This is a genomic window from Pseudomonas sp. FSL R10-1339, from assembly GCF_009600545.1.
Classification (GTDB): domain Bacteria; phylum Pseudomonadota; class Gammaproteobacteria; order Pseudomonadales; family Pseudomonadaceae; genus Aquipseudomonas; species Aquipseudomonas bubulae.
Genome location: NZ_WIVQ01000023.1, coordinates 1 through 15,250, shown reverse-complemented (window position 1 = coordinate 15,250; position 15,250 = coordinate 1). Strand labels below are relative to the sequence as shown.

Annotated in this window: 11 protein-coding genes and 1 pseudogene; 4 read left to right on the top strand and 8 right to left on the bottom strand. The window is 59.5% G+C overall.

Going from position 1 to position 15,250, the window contains the following annotated elements; genetic code table 11:
* Nucleotides 1-33: 33 nt before the first annotated feature.
* The 3 genes from GHO03_RS09660 to GHO03_RS09650 all read left to right on the top strand — a co-directional run bounded on the left by GHO03_RS09660 (nt 34) and on the right by GHO03_RS09650 (nt 3,855).
* Nucleotides 34-1,644, top strand: a complete 1,611-nt coding sequence (locus tag GHO03_RS09660; protein ID WP_095020410.1) for an NAD(P)/FAD-dependent oxidoreductase — start codon at nt 34-36, stop codon at nt 1,642-1,644.
* A gap of 358 nt (nt 1,645-2,002) precedes the next feature.
* Nucleotides 2,003-3,181 (top strand): Na+/H+ antiporter NhaA, encoded by a 1,179-nt coding sequence (gene nhaA, locus GHO03_RS09655; protein ID WP_153399709.1) that lies wholly within the window; start codon nt 2,003-2,005, stop codon nt 3,179-3,181.
* Between the two features lie 74 nt (nt 3,182-3,255).
* Entirely contained in the window at nt 3,256-3,855 is a 600-nt protein-coding gene (locus GHO03_RS09650) for a hypothetical protein (RefSeq protein ID WP_095002982.1), read from the top strand.
* 73 nt (nt 3,856-3,928) lie between these two features.
* Here GHO03_RS09650 and GHO03_RS09645 read toward each other — a convergent pair whose 3' ends face one another.
* The 7 genes from GHO03_RS09645 to dinG all read right to left on the bottom strand — a co-directional run bounded on the left by GHO03_RS09645 (nt 3,929) and on the right by dinG (nt 13,821).
* Nucleotides 3,929-4,393: a glycine zipper 2TM domain-containing protein gene (locus GHO03_RS09645; protein WP_095002981.1), complete on the bottom strand. Its 465-nt coding sequence runs from the start codon at nt 4,391-4,393 to the stop codon at nt 3,929-3,931.
* A gap of 190 nt (nt 4,394-4,583) precedes the next feature.
* Nucleotides 4,584-5,231, bottom strand: a complete 648-nt coding sequence (gene pdxH / locus GHO03_RS09640; RefSeq protein WP_095002980.1) for a pyridoxamine 5'-phosphate oxidase — start codon at nt 5,229-5,231, stop codon at nt 4,584-4,586.
* Between the two features lie 23 nt (nt 5,232-5,254).
* Nucleotides 5,255-6,373 carry an OmpA family protein gene (locus tag GHO03_RS09635; RefSeq protein WP_133144839.1) on the bottom strand — a complete coding sequence of 373 codons (1,119 nt, stop codon included), beginning with the start codon at nt 6,371-6,373 and terminating at the stop codon, nt 5,255-5,257.
* A 110-nt stretch (nt 6,374-6,483) separates the two neighbouring features.
* The gene (locus GHO03_RS09630) at nt 6,484-7,629 is read right to left on the bottom strand and encodes a serine hydrolase domain-containing protein (protein ID WP_095002978.1); all 1,146 of its coding nucleotides are present in this window, start codon (nt 7,627-7,629) and stop codon (nt 6,484-6,486) included.
* Between the two features lie 341 nt (nt 7,630-7,970).
* Complete coding sequence (locus GHO03_RS09625) at nt 7,971-9,116, bottom strand: serine hydrolase domain-containing protein (RefSeq protein ID WP_133144838.1); 1,146 nt, start codon at nt 9,114-9,116, stop codon at nt 7,971-7,973.
* 113 nt (nt 9,117-9,229) lie between these two features.
* Complete coding sequence (locus tag GHO03_RS09620) at nt 9,230-11,581, bottom strand: beta-galactosidase (protein WP_153399707.1); 2,352 nt, start codon at nt 11,579-11,581, stop codon at nt 9,230-9,232.
* A gap of 95 nt (nt 11,582-11,676) precedes the next feature.
* A complete protein-coding gene (gene dinG, locus GHO03_RS09615) occupies nt 11,677-13,821 on the bottom strand; it encodes an ATP-dependent DNA helicase DinG (protein WP_153399705.1) in 2,145 nt (714 codons plus the stop codon).
* A 98-nt stretch (nt 13,822-13,919) separates the two neighbouring features.
* Here dinG and GHO03_RS09610 point away from each other — a divergent pair, with 98 nt between their 5' ends.
* Complete coding sequence (locus GHO03_RS09610; RefSeq protein WP_095019454.1) at nt 13,920-14,384, top strand: CopD family protein; 465 nt, start codon at nt 13,920-13,922, stop codon at nt 14,382-14,384.
* A 743-nt stretch (nt 14,385-15,127) separates the two neighbouring features.
* On the opposite strand, the pseudogene GHO03_RS09605 reads toward GHO03_RS09610, so the two are convergent.
* Nucleotides 15,128-15,250 (bottom strand): annotated as a pseudogene (locus tag GHO03_RS09605) (collagen-like protein); the annotation flags it as partial.

Here is a 15,250-nt window from a genome sequence, read left to right as displayed (position 1 = left end):
GGTTTACCTGGCCCCCGATACTGGACACTGTCAATGTTACGAATCACCGAACTCAAGCTGCCGATCGACCATCCCGAAGAAGACCTGCGCCCTGCCATCCTGCAGCGCCTGGGCATCGAAAGTGATGACCTGGTCGATTTCACCTTGTTCAAGCGCAGCTACGATGCGCGTAAAAAATCGTCCGAACTGTGCTTCATCTACACCATCGATGTGAGTGTGCGCGATGAAGCGCCGCTGCTGCTCAAGTTCGCCGACGATCGTAACGTCAATCCAGCGCCGGACGTCAGTTACAAGGTCGTCGGCCAGGCACCCCAGGATTTGACCGAGCGTCCGATTGTGGTCGGCTTCGGCCCCTGCGGTATTTTCGCCGGGCTGCTGCTGGCACAAATGGGTTTCAAGCCGATCATTCTTGAACGTGGTACCGAAGTGCGCCAGCGCACCAAGGACACCTGGGGCCTGTGGCGTAAAAACGTACTCAACCCCGAGTCCAATGTGCAGTTTGGCGAAGGCGGTGCCGGTACGTTCTCGGACGGCAAGCTCTACAGCCAGATCAAGGACCCGAAACACCACGGCCGCAAGGTGCTGCACGAGTTCGTCAAGGCCGGCGCGCCGGACGAGATCCTCTATGTCAGCAAGCCGCATATCGGTACGTTCCGCCTGACCGGTGTGGTCGAAAATATGCGCCAGCAGATCATCGCGCTGGGCGGCGAAGTTCGTTTTCAACAACGCGTGACTGATGTGCTGATCGACAACGGTCAACTGACCGGTGTGATCCTGGCAGATGGCGAGCAACTGAATGCTCGCCACGTGATCATGGCGCTGGGCCATAGCGCCCGGGACACCTTCCGCATGCTCCACGATCGTGGCGTGTATATGGAAGCCAAGCCGTTCTCGGTAGGTTTCCGTATCGAGCACCCGCAGTCGCTGATCGACAGTGCGCGCCTGGGCAAGTATGCCGGCCACCCGAAGCTGGGCGCTGCCGATTACAAACTGGTGCACCACGCCAAAAACGGTCGCTCGGTGTACAGCTTCTGCATGTGCCCGGGTGGCACCGTGGTTGCGGCAACCAGCGAACCGGGCCGTGTTGTGACCAACGGCATGAGCCAGTATTCGCGTAACGAACGCAATGCCAACTCGGGCATCGTGGTCGGCATTACGCCTGAAGACTACCCGGGTGGTCCGTTGGCCGGCATCGAGCTGCAAGAACGCCTCGAATCCCACGCCTATGTGCTGGGCGGCAGCAACTACGAAGCCCCGGCGCAACTGGTGGGTGACTTTATTGCGGGCAAACCGTCCACGGCCCTGGGCAGCGTCGAGCCATCCTATAAGCCGGGTGTGTCTTTGGGTGACTTGGCCCTGGCCCTGCCGGACTTCGCCATTGAAGCCATCCGTGAAGCACTGCCGGCGTTCGAGAAGCAGATCAAGGGCTTCTCGATGCATGACGCCATTCTCACAGGCATCGAAACCCGCACCTCGTCGCCGCTGCGCATGACCCGTGATGCGTCGATGCAGAGCCTTAACGTCAAGGGCTTGTTCCCGGCAGGCGAAGGCGCTGGCTACGCTGGCGGGATTCTGTCGGCAGGTGTCGACGGTATCCGTATTGCCGAAGCTGTAGCGCGCGACATTCTGGGTATCGAAGCCTAGGTTTTGACTCGGTAGGGGCTGCAGCCCTGACATGTAGGAGCGGGCTTGCTCGCGATGCATTCACCACGGTTTGCCAGGCAGACCGTAGCGCCTGCATCGCGAGCAAGCCCGCTCCCACACAGCCACCGCCTTCTCCTTCTTCAGGCGGGATCCTTGCTGAAAAACCAGCAAAGCTGGTCTATTTCCTACAGCCTTCACAGGCACAAATCAGACTCAATTTGACACACAACTGCTAGGCTCTTGAGCGGTGTGTGAGCACGCCGTTGCTTATAACAAAAAAGAATATAGTTTTTGTTTTAACCACTAACCCCACAGGTTAGGGTGTCGCACCTTATTACCTAATTGATGGAGAGCGACCTTGCCTCTGCGTAGCACTTTCACTCGGTTCTTTCAGTTGGAAGCTGCCAGCGGTCTGCTGTTGATTGCCGCGGCCGCTCTGGCTCTGATCGTCAATAACTCACCGCTTTCCCATTACTACACGGCCTTCCTGGACGTGCCGGTAGCGGTGCAAATCGGCGCCCTGCAAATTGCCAAACCGTCGCTGCTGTGGATCAACGATGGCCTGATGGCCTTGTTTTTTCTGCTGATCGGCCTTGAGGTCAAACGCGAACTGCTTGAAGGCCAGCTGTCCAAACCCTCACAGGTGGTGCTGCCCGGCGCGGCGGCAATCGGCGGCATGGTGGTACCGGCGCTGATCTACTGGTTCATCAACAAGGATTACCCGGACGCTCTCGGCGGCTGGGCCATCCCCATGGCCACCGACATCGCCTTCGCCCTCGGCGTGCTGGCCCTGCTCGGCAAGCGTGTACCGGTGTCGCTGAAGCTGTTCCTGATGACCCTGGCGATCATCGATGACCTGGGGGCAATCATCGTGATTGCGGTGTTCTACTCCAGCGAGTTGTCGGGTGTGTCCCTGCTGCTGGCGGCGGCATGCCTGATCGCGCTGATTGCCATGAACCGCATGGAAGTGATCAAGGTCGCACCTTATATGATCGTCGGCCTGATCCTCTGGGTGTGCGTACTCAAAAGCGGTGTGCATGCCACATTGGCAGGTGTAACGCTGGCATTCTGTATTCCGCTGCGCACCAAAAACTCAGAAACTTCACCGCTGATGAGCATCGAGCATGCCCTGCATCCCTGGGTGGCTTACGCGATTCTGCCGTTGTTTGCCTTCGCCAATGCGGGTGTATCACTGGCGGGTGTCAGCCTGCACAGTTTTGTCAGCCATGTGCCTATGGGCATTGCCGCAGGCTTGCTGATTGGCAAAACCCTTGGCGTGTTCGGCCTGACCTGGATCGCCATCAAGACCGGCATGGCCGCGCTGCCGGCAGGCGCCAACTGGGGCCAGGTGTTTGGCGTGGCCATCCTGTGCGGCATCGGCTTTACCATGAGTCTGTTTGTGGGCTCGCTGGCGTTCGTTGCAGGTAGCGATTATGTAGGCATGGACCGTATGGGCATCCTTACCGGCTCGATCCTCGCAGCACTGATCGGCTATGGTGTTACGCTGTTCTTTAGCCGTAAACAGCCGGTGGCGTAACCCTGATGTTGCTCACTGAGGCGGGCTCTCACAGAGACACAGCCCGCCTGAGTGAACAACCAAAAGAGAGAAACGTGGTCGATAAAATGCAGATTGTGCAATACGCCGGCATCACCGTGATGTTCCCGGCAGCGCTGGTGATTGCTGCCTGGTTATGGCTGGGCGCATCCAGAAAAATCGCTTTGCTGTGGTTGGGCGTGCTGGTAACTGCCTACCTGGTGGTGGGCGTCAGCAAGATCCTGTTCAAGGGCTGGGGCGTTGGCCTGCATGACCTGGGCATTGCCGTATTCAGCGGCCACGCCATGAATGCTTGCCTGGTCTTCACCGTGTTGCTCAACCTGCTGTGCCAACAGCTTGATCAGCGCTTGCGCTGGCCTGCACTCGGGGTCGGGTTGCTGGCGACCTGGTGGTTCGCCATCAATTACGTCGCCCTCACCATCCACCCTTTGCCGGAAGCCATCGCCGGAGCGCTGATAGGCTCTGTCGCCGCCTGCGTATTTGTGTTCAGCCTCAGGCAGTACAACGTCAGTCACGTCCCTCGACCTGCCCTGACACTGGGGCTGGCGGTGGTGATGGCCTTCAGCTGTATGCCCAAGTACACGGCAGAACGCTTGCTGGACCATATCGCCATAACGCTGTCTGGGGCCGAGCAGGCATTCAAGCACTCGTCCTGAGCTGCTTTACAGCCATAAAAAACCCCGGCCAGTTCGCACTGGCCGGGGTTTTGTTTTTACGCTGTCGCCTGTTTTACTGGGTAACGCGGCTGGTACCGTCAACGGTCATGATGCGCACGCGCTCACCGGTACGGAATACCTGGTTAGGCTCAACCTGCTGAACGTAAGCACGGGTGCTGCCGTCGTCTTCACGCACGGTGATTTCCACACCCTGGGTCTTGGTCAGGCCCGACTCGGCTGCCGAGCCCAGCAAACCACCGGCCACGGCGCCGATCACTGCGGTGACGATGCTGCCACGACCGCCACCGATGGCGCTGCCGCCTACACCACCCACGATAGCGCCAGTCGCAGCGCCGATCGGGGTCTTGGTGCCTTCAATTTGCACAGGACGCAGGGCAACGATGGTGCCCATACGAACGGTCTGTACACGTCGGGCTTCGTCGCGCGAGTAGGTGTCGCCGGTCAAGCTCGATGTGCAGCCGCCCAACAAAACAGTCATGGTAGAGAATGCTGCAACCAACAGAACGGACTTACGCATGGGATCAACTCCAAAATAACAGGGATTCATTAAACTCCGCAGCCGGTAACCTGTCACGGCACAGGGCGGATAAAAGGGCTTTATTCAGCGTCTGTACAGTAACAATAGCGCTGTTTGCCCACACAAGACTTCGCAAAGAGTAGCGCGAAATAGCCGGTTTGCATTGCGCGCCTTGCTGTAGAGAGTGCCTTCAGGGTGCCAGGCGCTCACGCACCCAGTCTGCCCCCTCACGCCGATAGTTGAGGCGATCGTGCAGGCGACTCGGGCGCCCCTGCCAGAACTCGATGCGCTCGGGCAGCAAGCGATAACCGCCCCAGTGCTCGGGGCAATGGGGCTGGCTGTCACTGAAGCGCGCCTCGGTGGCTTTGAGCAGCTCGACCAGTTCATCGCGATCAGCAATCACCTGGCTTTGCGGCGAGGCCCAGGCCCCGATCCGGCTGCCCAGGGGGCGAACCTGATAGTAGGCATCGGACTCTTGCGCAGTGACCTTGACCACCTGACCCTCGATGCGTACCTGACGCTCGAGGGTTGGCCAGAAAAAGGTCATGGCCGCGAACGGGCGCTCGGCCAACTGCTGGCCCTTGGCACTGGTGTAGTTGGTGAAAAAGGTAAAACCCTGTTCATCCAGCCCCTTGAGCAACAACACCCGACAATGCGGCCGCCCGCGGGCGTCCACTGTGGCCAGGGTCATGGCATTGGCCTCGACCGGTGGCTGCTCGGTTTTCACCGCATCGCCGAACCACTGATGAAACAGCGCGAAAGGCTCGGCCGGGGCCTGAGCCTCGGCCAGCCCGTCACGGGTGTAGTCTCGTCGCATATCCGCCAGTGCTTGAGTCATGCCCCCATCCTTCCTTGAATCAGTCAGTTCTTGGCCTGATCGTTGGCGGCAACTTTCTTGTCCGCAACAGCTTTGGCTTTAGCGACAACCGGCTTTTTTGCTGGCGCTGGCTTGGCCGCTTTTTTGGCCGGTGCAGCCTTTTTGGCTATGACGCCTTTCTTGGCCGGTGCTGCATTCTTTTTGGCCACAGAAGGAGCAACAGCTGGCTGCACCGCAACCAGCTCGGCCGGGGTGAGGGCTGGCTGGCTGTATTTGCTGACCAGGGCAACCATGGTGGCTTGCGGGGTCATCAGGATTTCAACCCGACGGTTCAGGGCACGACCTTCGTTGCTGTCGTTGGCTGCGCGAGGCATCACCGAACCCATGCCACGCAAGGTCAGGCGGTTACCTTGTAAACCGCTCATACGGAAGATCGCTGCCACCGATTTGGCACGGTCCAGGCTCAGACGGGTATTGGCCGCCATTGCACCCGAAGAGTCGGCATGCCCCAGCACCAGCACGGCGGTTTTTGGGTCGCCTTCGACCACTTTGGCCACTCGGGTAAACGGGCCAAGCATGGACGGCATCAGCAAGTCCGGGCGGGTGGCCTTGAACGAACTGTCAGCTGAAGCCACGATAATCAGCAGATTCTCGCGACGCTCCAGTTGCAGGTTGGTGTCCTTGATTGCAGTACGCAGACGAGGCTCATATTCGTCCAGCCAGGCCTGGGTAATTTTCGGATCCGGCATCGGGATCACGCCAACCGGCGAAGTTTTGGCGTCTTTGGCATCGCTATCAAACGGCCACCACCAGTTTTTCGAAGAGGCTGCTGCAGAGGCAGGCGCGGCGGTGACGGCTACTTTTTTGTCCTTTTCAACCGGGGTGTCTTTTTTCGCCGAGTCAGAGCCAAAAGGCCACCAGCTGGAACCGCTGTCTTTGGCTGCGACCGCTGGGGCGGTGGCAGTTTTGGTTACCGGTGGCGTTGTTTTGCTGTCTGTTGGCTTGGCCGCAACAGTGGCAGTTTTATTCGCAGGAGTCGACGCCTGGTCGGACGAGCCCAACTGCCACCATTTGTGGCCACCTTCGGCGTCATTCTGTGGAGTTTGTGCGCAACCGGTAATAGCCAGGCAAAGAGCCAGAGCGAGGGTCTTATTAGATGACATTGAATATCCACACAATGAATTAAGAATTAAAGAGGCACTAAGCCCACTATAAAAAACGTATTGAAAACAGAAAAGCTACCGAGTTCCGACCTGTGGCCTACAAATCCTGCTTACAGGCACTCAGCCAGTACTCTAACCAGTTTTTGCGCCCTGGGATCCATCAATATATTGGGCCCAAGGGTATTGGTCACAAATCCAAAGGCCACCTCACGATCCGGGTCGGCAAAGCCGGTCGACCCCCCAGCCCCGGGATGACCGAAAGCTTTTGGCCCAAGGCCAAACGTCGCGTTGGGCACGGTTGGCTGATCCAGCATGCACCCCAGCCCAAAACGGGTTTGCGTGCGCAAGGTTTTATCCTCGCCGACGCTGTGCTCGCGGGTCAGTTGCTCCAGCATTTCGGCTTCAAGCAGGCTGCCGTCCAGCAAACCGCTATAAAAACCGGCCAGGCTACGGGCATTACCATGCCCATTGGCCGCTGGCTGCTCCATCCGGCGCCATTCGGGTTTGTTGGTACTTGTCATAATAGACGGTGGATTGGTGAATGCCCGCGTACTCATGGATGAAGGCTCATTCATCATGGCCTTCAACAGGCGCTGCGCGGCCGCATCCCCCATATTGCCCTTGCTGCGGGCAACATGAGCCACCCGGTAAAACTCTTCGTCACCCAGCCCGACATGGAAGTCCAGCCCCAGCGGCCTGGCCGTCCGCGCCATGATTGACTGGCCCGCACTGCGGCCATCGGCGCGGCGAATCAGCTCGCCCACCAGCCAGCCATAGGTGATCGCGGCATAGCCGTGCCCTTCGCCCGGCGTCCACCAGGGGGTTTCGGCGGCCAGTGCATCGACCATGGTTTGCCATTCATACAGCGCCTCGGCCGGCATCAATTCGCGCAAGGCCGGCAAACCCGCGCGATGGCTCAGGAGCTGACGCAACGTGATGGACTCTTTGCCGGCAGCAGCGAACTCGGGCCAATAGCGGGCCACTGGCACATCCAGCTCCAGCTTGCCCTCTTCGACCAGTTGCAACGCCGTGACAGCGGTAAAAGGTTTAGTGCACGAAAACAGATTGGCAATGGTGTCTGTGTGCCACGGCTGCTCGCCGTCCTTGTCAGCGGTACCGGCCCACAGGTCGAGAACGGTTTCGCCACCGATCTGGATGCACAACGCCGCGCCGCGCTCTTGCGGATCATTGAAAAGATCGGCAAACGCCTCGCGTACTGCTTCGAAGTTAAGGTCGTGAAAACCCTGAATCTGCACCCGGACCTCCTGGATCAAGCATGGCTCTACAAGGCGTGCATTGTTCCAGCACCAGTAAGATTTTGAAACAGAGCAAAGCGCTCTGAGCACACAATTTTTGTGCGCTGTTGAGTCGGCGGGCAAAGTATCAGCAAGGGCGTGTGTTTTTTGTGAAAAAAGGCAAAACACCCATGGCAAAAATCTCGTAGCAGCTGACTCGCGGAGCGAGGCTGCGTCCGGCTGCGCAGCCGTCGTAAAACCTGACTTGCGGGTATAACTGACATACCGCAGGGTCTGATTTAGCGACGGCTTTGCCGCCGAACGCAGCCTCGTTCCTTCGGCAGCTGCTACTTAGGGTGTGTCTACAGCGCGGCGTAGACCAAAGGCGCAAGCTTCTGCACCCGCGGGTCCATCAGCACATGGCTGCCCATGGTGGTGGTGACAAAGCCGAAGCTCACCTCCCGCTCAGGGTCGGCAAAGGAGATTTGCCCGCCCAGCCCCACATGCCCGAATGCCTTTGGCCCCATCCGATGGGAGGCTCCCGGGTCCGCCGGCTGCTCCATCATGCAACCCAGGCCATAACGCATGGGCCGCAGCAGCGTGCGGTCCATATCGTTACTGTGCTCGCGAGTGAACTCTGCGAGCAGCTCAGGCCCCACCAGGCGCCCGCCCAGCAGCGCACTGTAAAACCCGGCCAGGCCATGGGCGGTACCGTGGGCATTTACGCCGGGATGGCGATAGGCCCACCAGCGCGGGTCAGCCGTTTGCCGTGATCCCATGGCGGGATTGGTAAATGCAAGGGTCGCGACATGCTCAGGCTCACTGACCATCACGGCACGCAAGTCCTGGGCGTAGTTATCACCCGTTCGCCCTTCAGCGCGCTCGAAAAAGGCAATGCGGTGAAAGTGCTCGGCATCAACGCCCATATGGACTTCAAGGTCGTTGGGCTCGCAGATTCGCTCGTGGATAAAGGTACAGGGGTCGCGACCATCGGCCCGTCGAACCAGCTCGCCAAGGATCCAGCCATAGGTGGTGGCGCCATAACCGACACTGGTTCCCGGTTCCCACCACAAGGGTTCTGCCGCGACGACTTCGGCCATTGCATCCCAGTCGTACATAATGGGCGTGCGGCTGGGCAAACGCAGCGCCGGGATACCTGAGGTATGGCACAACACCTGGCGCAAGGTGATGCGCTCCTTGCCGCCCTGGGAAAACTCCGGCCAATAGTGGGCAACCGTCTGATCCAGCTCGAGCTTGCCCTCTTCCACCAGCATCAGTGCCGCGATGGCGGTGAAGGGTTTGATACAACAATAGGTGTTGACCAATGTGTCGTGGTTCCAGGGCTGGTCGCCCTCCAGATCCGCCACACCCGCCCATAAGTCGACAACGGTTTCGCCGCCCACCTGCACACAAACACCGGCTCCTCGCTCCTGAGGATCATCGAAGATCGCCTCAAAGGCTTCCTGAACGGCTTCGAACCCACTTGCACACTTCCCTTTCGCTTCCATTTCGAAGTCTCCATTCAGTTGGAATGCAAGACCTTAGTTTTAAAGTGGGAATTGAAAAGGAAGAAACCCCTACTGGGCGACGAAATACATCGCCGCCCATCGGGCAGGAAAAATCAGTGCCCCTTGCCCGAGTGCCCACCTGCATGCCCCGCGCCAGAGCGTCCGCCGCTGCCATCATCGGTTGCATGCACAGGCGCCTTGACGGCTTTTTCGGCTTCGGCCTGGGCCTTGGCGGCCTCCTGGCCCAACTGGCCAAGGGCCTGCAGGTTGGCCTTGCGCACGCTGTCGACAAAACCGGTAAACGGCAAATCGGTGATACCGATCATGCCAAAGTGGCCGTTTTCGCCGTCGAGCAACCGGCCTGTGACCGGCTGGTCCAGGTACTGGAACCAGTGCACGCCAACAATCGACGGTTCTGCCACCGCCTGTTTGAGGAACTTGCTGTAAGCCGGGCCACGGGCTTCTTCGTTGGCCACTTCAGTGACGCCGCCCCAGAACGGGCCACGGTCACGGGAGCCGAAGTTGAACTCGGTGATCATTACTGGCTTGTCCAGTTCGCGCAGTTTGCCGAAGTCATAGCCGTCTTGCGGTTGCAGGGTGTAGAAGTTGAAGCTCAGTACATCGCAGTATTTTGCACAGGACGCCACGGCCTCAGGCGTACTGACGGCAAACCGTCCGCCGAGCAGCAAGTGGTTTGGAGCATGCCATTTGAGCGAGTCGGAAATGGTCTTGAAGTAGGTGTCAGCAAAGACTTTCTGGAAATACTGATAATCCGCCTCGATTTGCGGGTGCTCGGTGTTGGGCAAAGGCCCTTCAAAACCCGGATCTTCCATCAGCTCCCAGGCCGGAATTTCAATACCCCAGGCCTTGGAAAGACCCTGCTGGTTGCGGTATTTGTCACGCAGCTGCTTGAGGAAGGCCCGCTTGGCGGGTACATCCGTGGTCATGCGCAAAGTGCCCAGGGCCAATGCATAACGGGATTTCGGGTCATTACCCGGACCGGCCCAGGCCAGTTCGTTGTCGGCAAAGTAACCGATCAACCAAGGATCATCGCGATGATCGCGAGCGGCAATGGCCACGGCGCGCTCGGTGGCCATGGCAAAGCGCGGGTCAAACGGGTCGGGCATGCCGCCCCACCAGTCGGTGCCGGTACTGATGCTGGTGTAGTCCCCCACAATCGACAGCGGCAGGGTGTAGGGCACGCGATCGTTGAGGCCCAGTTCGGGGTCGCTCCAGTTGCCGATGGTGTTGAAGCCCCAGGCTTGCAGGCGATCCAGGGTGCGGGCCTGCCAACGCTTGGCATCAAAGGCTGGAGGTGCACAAGGGCTCACCGGTGCGCTATCCGGTTCAGTTTTAGCCGTTACGCAGGGTTCACCGTAGATGCGCTGCAGGTTGGCGGCATAAAAGTTGTACCAGCGCCCGGCGTCAAAGCCCCTCCCCTGGATCGAGGCGTTGCCGCTGTTGTTGTTCGCATTGCCGTAAAAACTGGCCAGAGGAGTGCCATCATGGGGCAAATCGGTAAACATCCACTCACGGCCGGCAACATAGGTCTGGCTGTCGTTGGCCGTTACGGCATTGAGGCCCAGCGAGTAAAACGGGTGACCTTCAGGGGTGATCAGGTTCCAGCGGCCATTGCGCTTTTCTGTGCGGAAAAACCCGGTCGCCTCAAACCCCGCGCCCTTCAGCCAGCCACCGTACTTGTCCTGGTCGGCACGCCCGGCCAGCCAACCTTTGAGTTGCTGCTGTTCTTTTGCGGCGGCGGCCTTGAGCTGTTCGTCATTGGCAACACGCTCCGGCCATTTGGCGCGGGTCGACTGGCCGTAGCCGTCGACGATCGCGCCGTACACGGCCTTGATTACGCCTGTGCCGTCCTGCACGCCGAAGCGCTCCAGCAGGATGCTCTGCGCGACACTCGGTTGCGCAATCGACAGACTTACCGACACCACCTGGCTCAGATCGATTTCGCCCTGGCTGCTGGCCAGCAGAATGCGCTGGCCATCCAGCGTCATCGGCATCGGTGGGCCGGCGCGCATGCCCTGGCTGTGGGGAGAATTGGCTTTTAGCGGCAACAACAGGGTTTGCGCCGGGCCGGCAGGCAGGTCGACACGGCTGGTCAGGGTTTTGCCGTTGCTGCTTTGCACGGTCACGTCCAGCGTAAGTGCCCAGTTCATGGCGTTCTGGATGCGCAGGGTCATCATCCCCGACTGCGACCAGTCCCATACCCCGGTTTGCGGAGTCAAACGCAGGCTGGGCGCGACGGCCGGGTTGAAGGTGACGCGGCGCAGCACTTCGCCTTCGGCTGTTTGCTCCGCATTGTATTGCGGCAAGATCGCATCCGTAGTCGCCACTTGCACCACATCGGCAGGGCGAACGAAATTGAACAGGGTTTGTTGGCCAGCAGGCGCCGCCAACAGCGGAGTCGTGACCAGCAACGCAAAAACAGCAGACAGCGAACGGCGAATCATATGGATCTGGTTCTCCCAAACGGCCGAAAATCGGCCTGTGAGGTGGTGAAAGTCAAAGCATAGACAGCAAAGTCGACGATAACGCCGACCCGCGCTTAAGAAATTTCGCGCCTGAACGGCGGCAGTGCATTCAGAATCGCCTTGCCATAGCGCTGGGTGACCAGGCGCCGGTCCAGCAAGGTGATGGTGCCGCGATCCTGTTCGGTACGCAGCAAACGCCCGCAAGCCTGAACCAGCTTGAGCGAGGCATCAGGCACGGATATCTCCATGAAGGGGTTGCCACCCCGGGCCTCGATCCACTCGGCCAGGGCCGCTTCGACCGGATCATCGGGTACCGAAAACGGTATTTTGGCGATCACCACGTGCTCGCAGTAGGCACCAGGCAAATCCACGCCTTCGGCAAAACTGGCCAGGCCAAACAACACACTGGAGTCCCCGCCATCGACCCGCGCCTTGTGCTTGTTGAGGGTTTCCTGTTTGGACAGGTTACCCTGAATAAACACTTGCTTGCGCCAGTCGCGCTCCAGGCCGTCGAATACGTCCTGCATCTGCTTGCGCGACGAAAACAGCACCAGCGTGCCCCGCGAGCCTTCGACCAGCGCGGGCAAGTCACGAATGATCGCCGCCGTATGAGCCGTAGCGTCACGGGGGTCGGCCTTGAGGTCAGGCACTCGCAACACACCGGCATCAGCATGATGGAAAGGGCTGGGCACCACCGCTGTCACGGCTGTTTTGGGCAGACCGGCACGCATGCGGAAACGGTCGAAGGTGCCCAGTGCTGTCAGGGTGGCGGAGGTCACGAGTACCCCATAGGCCACGTTCCACAGGTTGCGACGCAGCATCTCGGCGGCCAGGATGGGGCTGGCGTTGACCTCGATATCAAACAGCGAACCGCTTTCCGCCAGGGTCAGCCAGCGCGCCATGGGCGGGTTGTCTTCAGGGTCTTCGACAGTAAAGGCGGTCCACAGCTCCCAGTTGCCCTGGGCCCGGGACAGCAGGCTGCCAAACAGCGGGTACCATTCCTCGGCCTGGTTGCTGGTGATGCCGATATTGACCTCGCCATCCATACCGTCCTTGAGAATCTCGGTCAGACGAGTGAACAGGTCGGTCAGACGCGAGAATCCTTTTTTCAACTCGATGCCCATTTCACGCATGTGATCGGGAATCAGGCCGCCAATAAAGCGATGGCGCGGACGCTCGCGACCCTCGGGCTCTTCGCCGACTTTAAAGTCGGCGATCTGCTCGCAGGCAGTGAACATGAACTGTTGCTGGGCCTTGATTTCTTTGGCCAGCTCCGGCACTTGCTCCAGCAAACGCCCCAGGTCGCCGGGCAACGGGTGTTGGGCCAACAGTTTGGTAAGGTTCTTGGCGGTTTGCTCCAGCCAGTCGGCGGTGGAGCGCAAACGGGTGTAGTGGGCAAAATGGCCAATGGCCTTGTCCGGCAGGTGATGGCCTTCGTCAAACACATAGACCGTGTCACGGGGATCAGGCAATACCGCGCCACCCCCCAACGCGAGGTCGGCGAGCACCATGTCGTGGTTGGTGACGATCACGTCCACCTTGCTCATGCCTTCCCGGGCCTTGTAGAAAGCGCACTGGCCGAAGTTGGGGCAATGACGATTGGTGCACTGGCTGTGATCGGTGGTCAGGCGCGCCCAGTCCTGGTCTTCAAGGGCCTGGGGCCAGCTGTCGCGGTCGCCGTCCCACTTATTGCCGGCCAGCTTTTCGATCATGCTGGTGAACAGCTTCTGGCTGGCCTCATCGACTTCGATCTTGAAGCCTTCTTCCTCGAACAGCTGCGCCGTCGCGGTTTGCGCGTGGCCCTCTTGCAGCAGCATGTCGAGCTTGGACAGGCACATATAGCGGCCACGGCCCTTGGCCAGGGCAAAGCTGAAGTTCAGCCCGCTGTTGCGCATCAGGTCCGGGAGGTCCTTGTAGACGATCTGCTCCTGCAGGGCGACCGTTGCCGTGGCAACCACCAGGCGCTTGCCCGCGGCCTTGGCCACAGGAATGGCAGCCAGGCAGTAAGCCACGGTTTTGCCGGTACCGGTGCCCGCTTCTACGGCGACCACAGCCGGGTCGCCACTGCGGTGGTTTTCTTCGTCGGTGTCGATATCGCCCAGCACCTTGGCCACTTCAGCGATCATCAGACGCTGACCGTAACGCGGCTTGAGGCTCTTGAATTCGAGAAAACGCGAGTAAGCGCCCTGGATCTGAGTTTTGAGTTCGGTACTAATCATGGTTCTTCGGGCGCAAGAAACGCTGGATAAATTTTCAGTGGTTCGAATGACCGCTATCATACCCCGCTAATTCATCCCGCGCCGAACGGAGTACCCCAATGACCGCCTTTGCCCTCGCCTACAGCCTGCATGTACTGGCCGCCCTGATCTGGGTGGGCGGCATGTTTTTCGCCTGGATGATCCTGCGCCCGGCGGCTGTCACGGCCCTTGAAGGCCCGGTACGGTTAAAGCTGTGGGTAGAAGTGTTCCAACGTTTTTTTGTATGGGTGTGGATCGCAGTGGTGATTTTGCCGATAAGCGGTGTAGGTCTTCTGCAAATGCGCTTCAACGGTTTTGAAACGGCGCCGCGCTATGTGCAGATCATGATGGGCTTGTACATCGTGATGGTGGCGTTGTTTATCCGCATTCAATCGCTGCAGTTGCCTGAGTTGCGCAAGGCCGTCGAAGCCCAGGCTTGGGCTGACGGGGCAGCGGTAATGGGGAAAATTCGCCGGCTGGTGGGGTGCAATCTGATTGTGGGGCTGGTGTTGGTGGCAATTGCGGCGGCTCGGCCGACTTTTTAAAAGCCGGATGGGTGTAGCTGCCGAAGGAACGAGGCGGCGTCCGGCTGCGCAGCAGTCGTACAACCATTTAATTACGGGGTATCAGAGGGTTCGTGTTTGCAGTGTTTGCGACGACGACAGCAAGGCATTTGGCCTTTAATATCAGGCGTTTCGTACGACGTTTCGCTTTCGTTTCCGTGAAACTTCCTAGAAAATCCCGTTCGCTTGCGCCGCTTAAAATCGGGGAATAGTCTCGGCCCATCGCTGCAAAGCTGGCCAAGGGTTATGTCGACAAGTTGCTGGACACGCTGGTAACGCACTGAAGCAGCACGCGCCTGATTGGCGACAGGCACGTCGTTTATTTATACGTAGCTGTGCCGCAAATCAACTGATCCACCGGTTACATATCCGGCATTTGCGTCTAACTGAAATATTGGTTTCGCTCTTACAGCGAGTCACTTTGCAAAAGCGGCAAAGTAACCAAAGCGCTTGCGCCCCATCGTACGGCCTTCGCTGCGCTCAGGTTCACTCGCTCCGGTCCTGTTCCGTGGGCACGCCGCCACGGGCCATCCTGGCCCATCGCGACTCTCCCGGCATCCATGCCGGTCGACCCACTCCACAGAACCTCCACTCGCCCTCCCGGGAGGGCAGGCAGATCAAAAGCACAGCGCCCTCGAGGCGGCCGACCGGCCGGCCTGTTTGGAGTGAATGTGTTGCGCAATCTGCGCTTAGCGCCTCAGCGGATATTGCGTGCCGTGCACAGGTTACAACCGCTGGATAGTCACAGCACCTGCCGTACCCGCTTCCCCCGGCTGCCCGGCCAGGCCCGGCTTGCCGGACTTGCCGCCATCGGTGCGATACACCACACAGCCCTTGGCTTTGCCGCT

Bases quoted from the DNA above. Each gene is read 5' to 3' on its own strand.
- GHO03_RS09625 (WP_133144838.1), bottom strand. From the start codon at position 9,116: ATGGAAGCGAAAGGGAAGTGTGCAAGTGGGTTCGAAGCCGTTCAGGAA.
- GHO03_RS09610 (WP_095019454.1), top strand. From the start codon at position 13,920: ATGACCGCCTTTGCCCTCGCCTACAGCCTGCATGTACTGGCCGCCCTG.
- GHO03_RS09620 (WP_153399707.1), bottom strand. From the start codon at position 11,581: ATGATTCGCCGTTCGCTGTCTGCTGTTTTTGCGTTGCTGGTCACGACT.
- GHO03_RS09635 (WP_133144839.1), bottom strand. From the start codon at position 6,373: ATGTCATCTAATAAGACCCTCGCTCTGGCTCTTTGCCTGGCTATTACC.
- pdxH (WP_095002980.1), bottom strand. From the start codon at position 5,231: ATGACTCAAGCACTGGCGGATATGCGACGAGACTACACCCGTGACGGG.
- GHO03_RS09645 (WP_095002981.1), bottom strand. From the start codon at position 4,393: ATGCGTAAGTCCGTTCTGTTGGTTGCAGCATTCTCTACCATGACTGTT.
- dinG (WP_153399705.1), bottom strand. From the start codon at position 13,821: ATGATTAGTACCGAACTCAAAACTCAGATCCAGGGCGCTTACTCGCGT.
- GHO03_RS09660 (WP_095020410.1), top strand. From the start codon at position 34: ATGTTACGAATCACCGAACTCAAGCTGCCGATCGACCATCCCGAAGAA.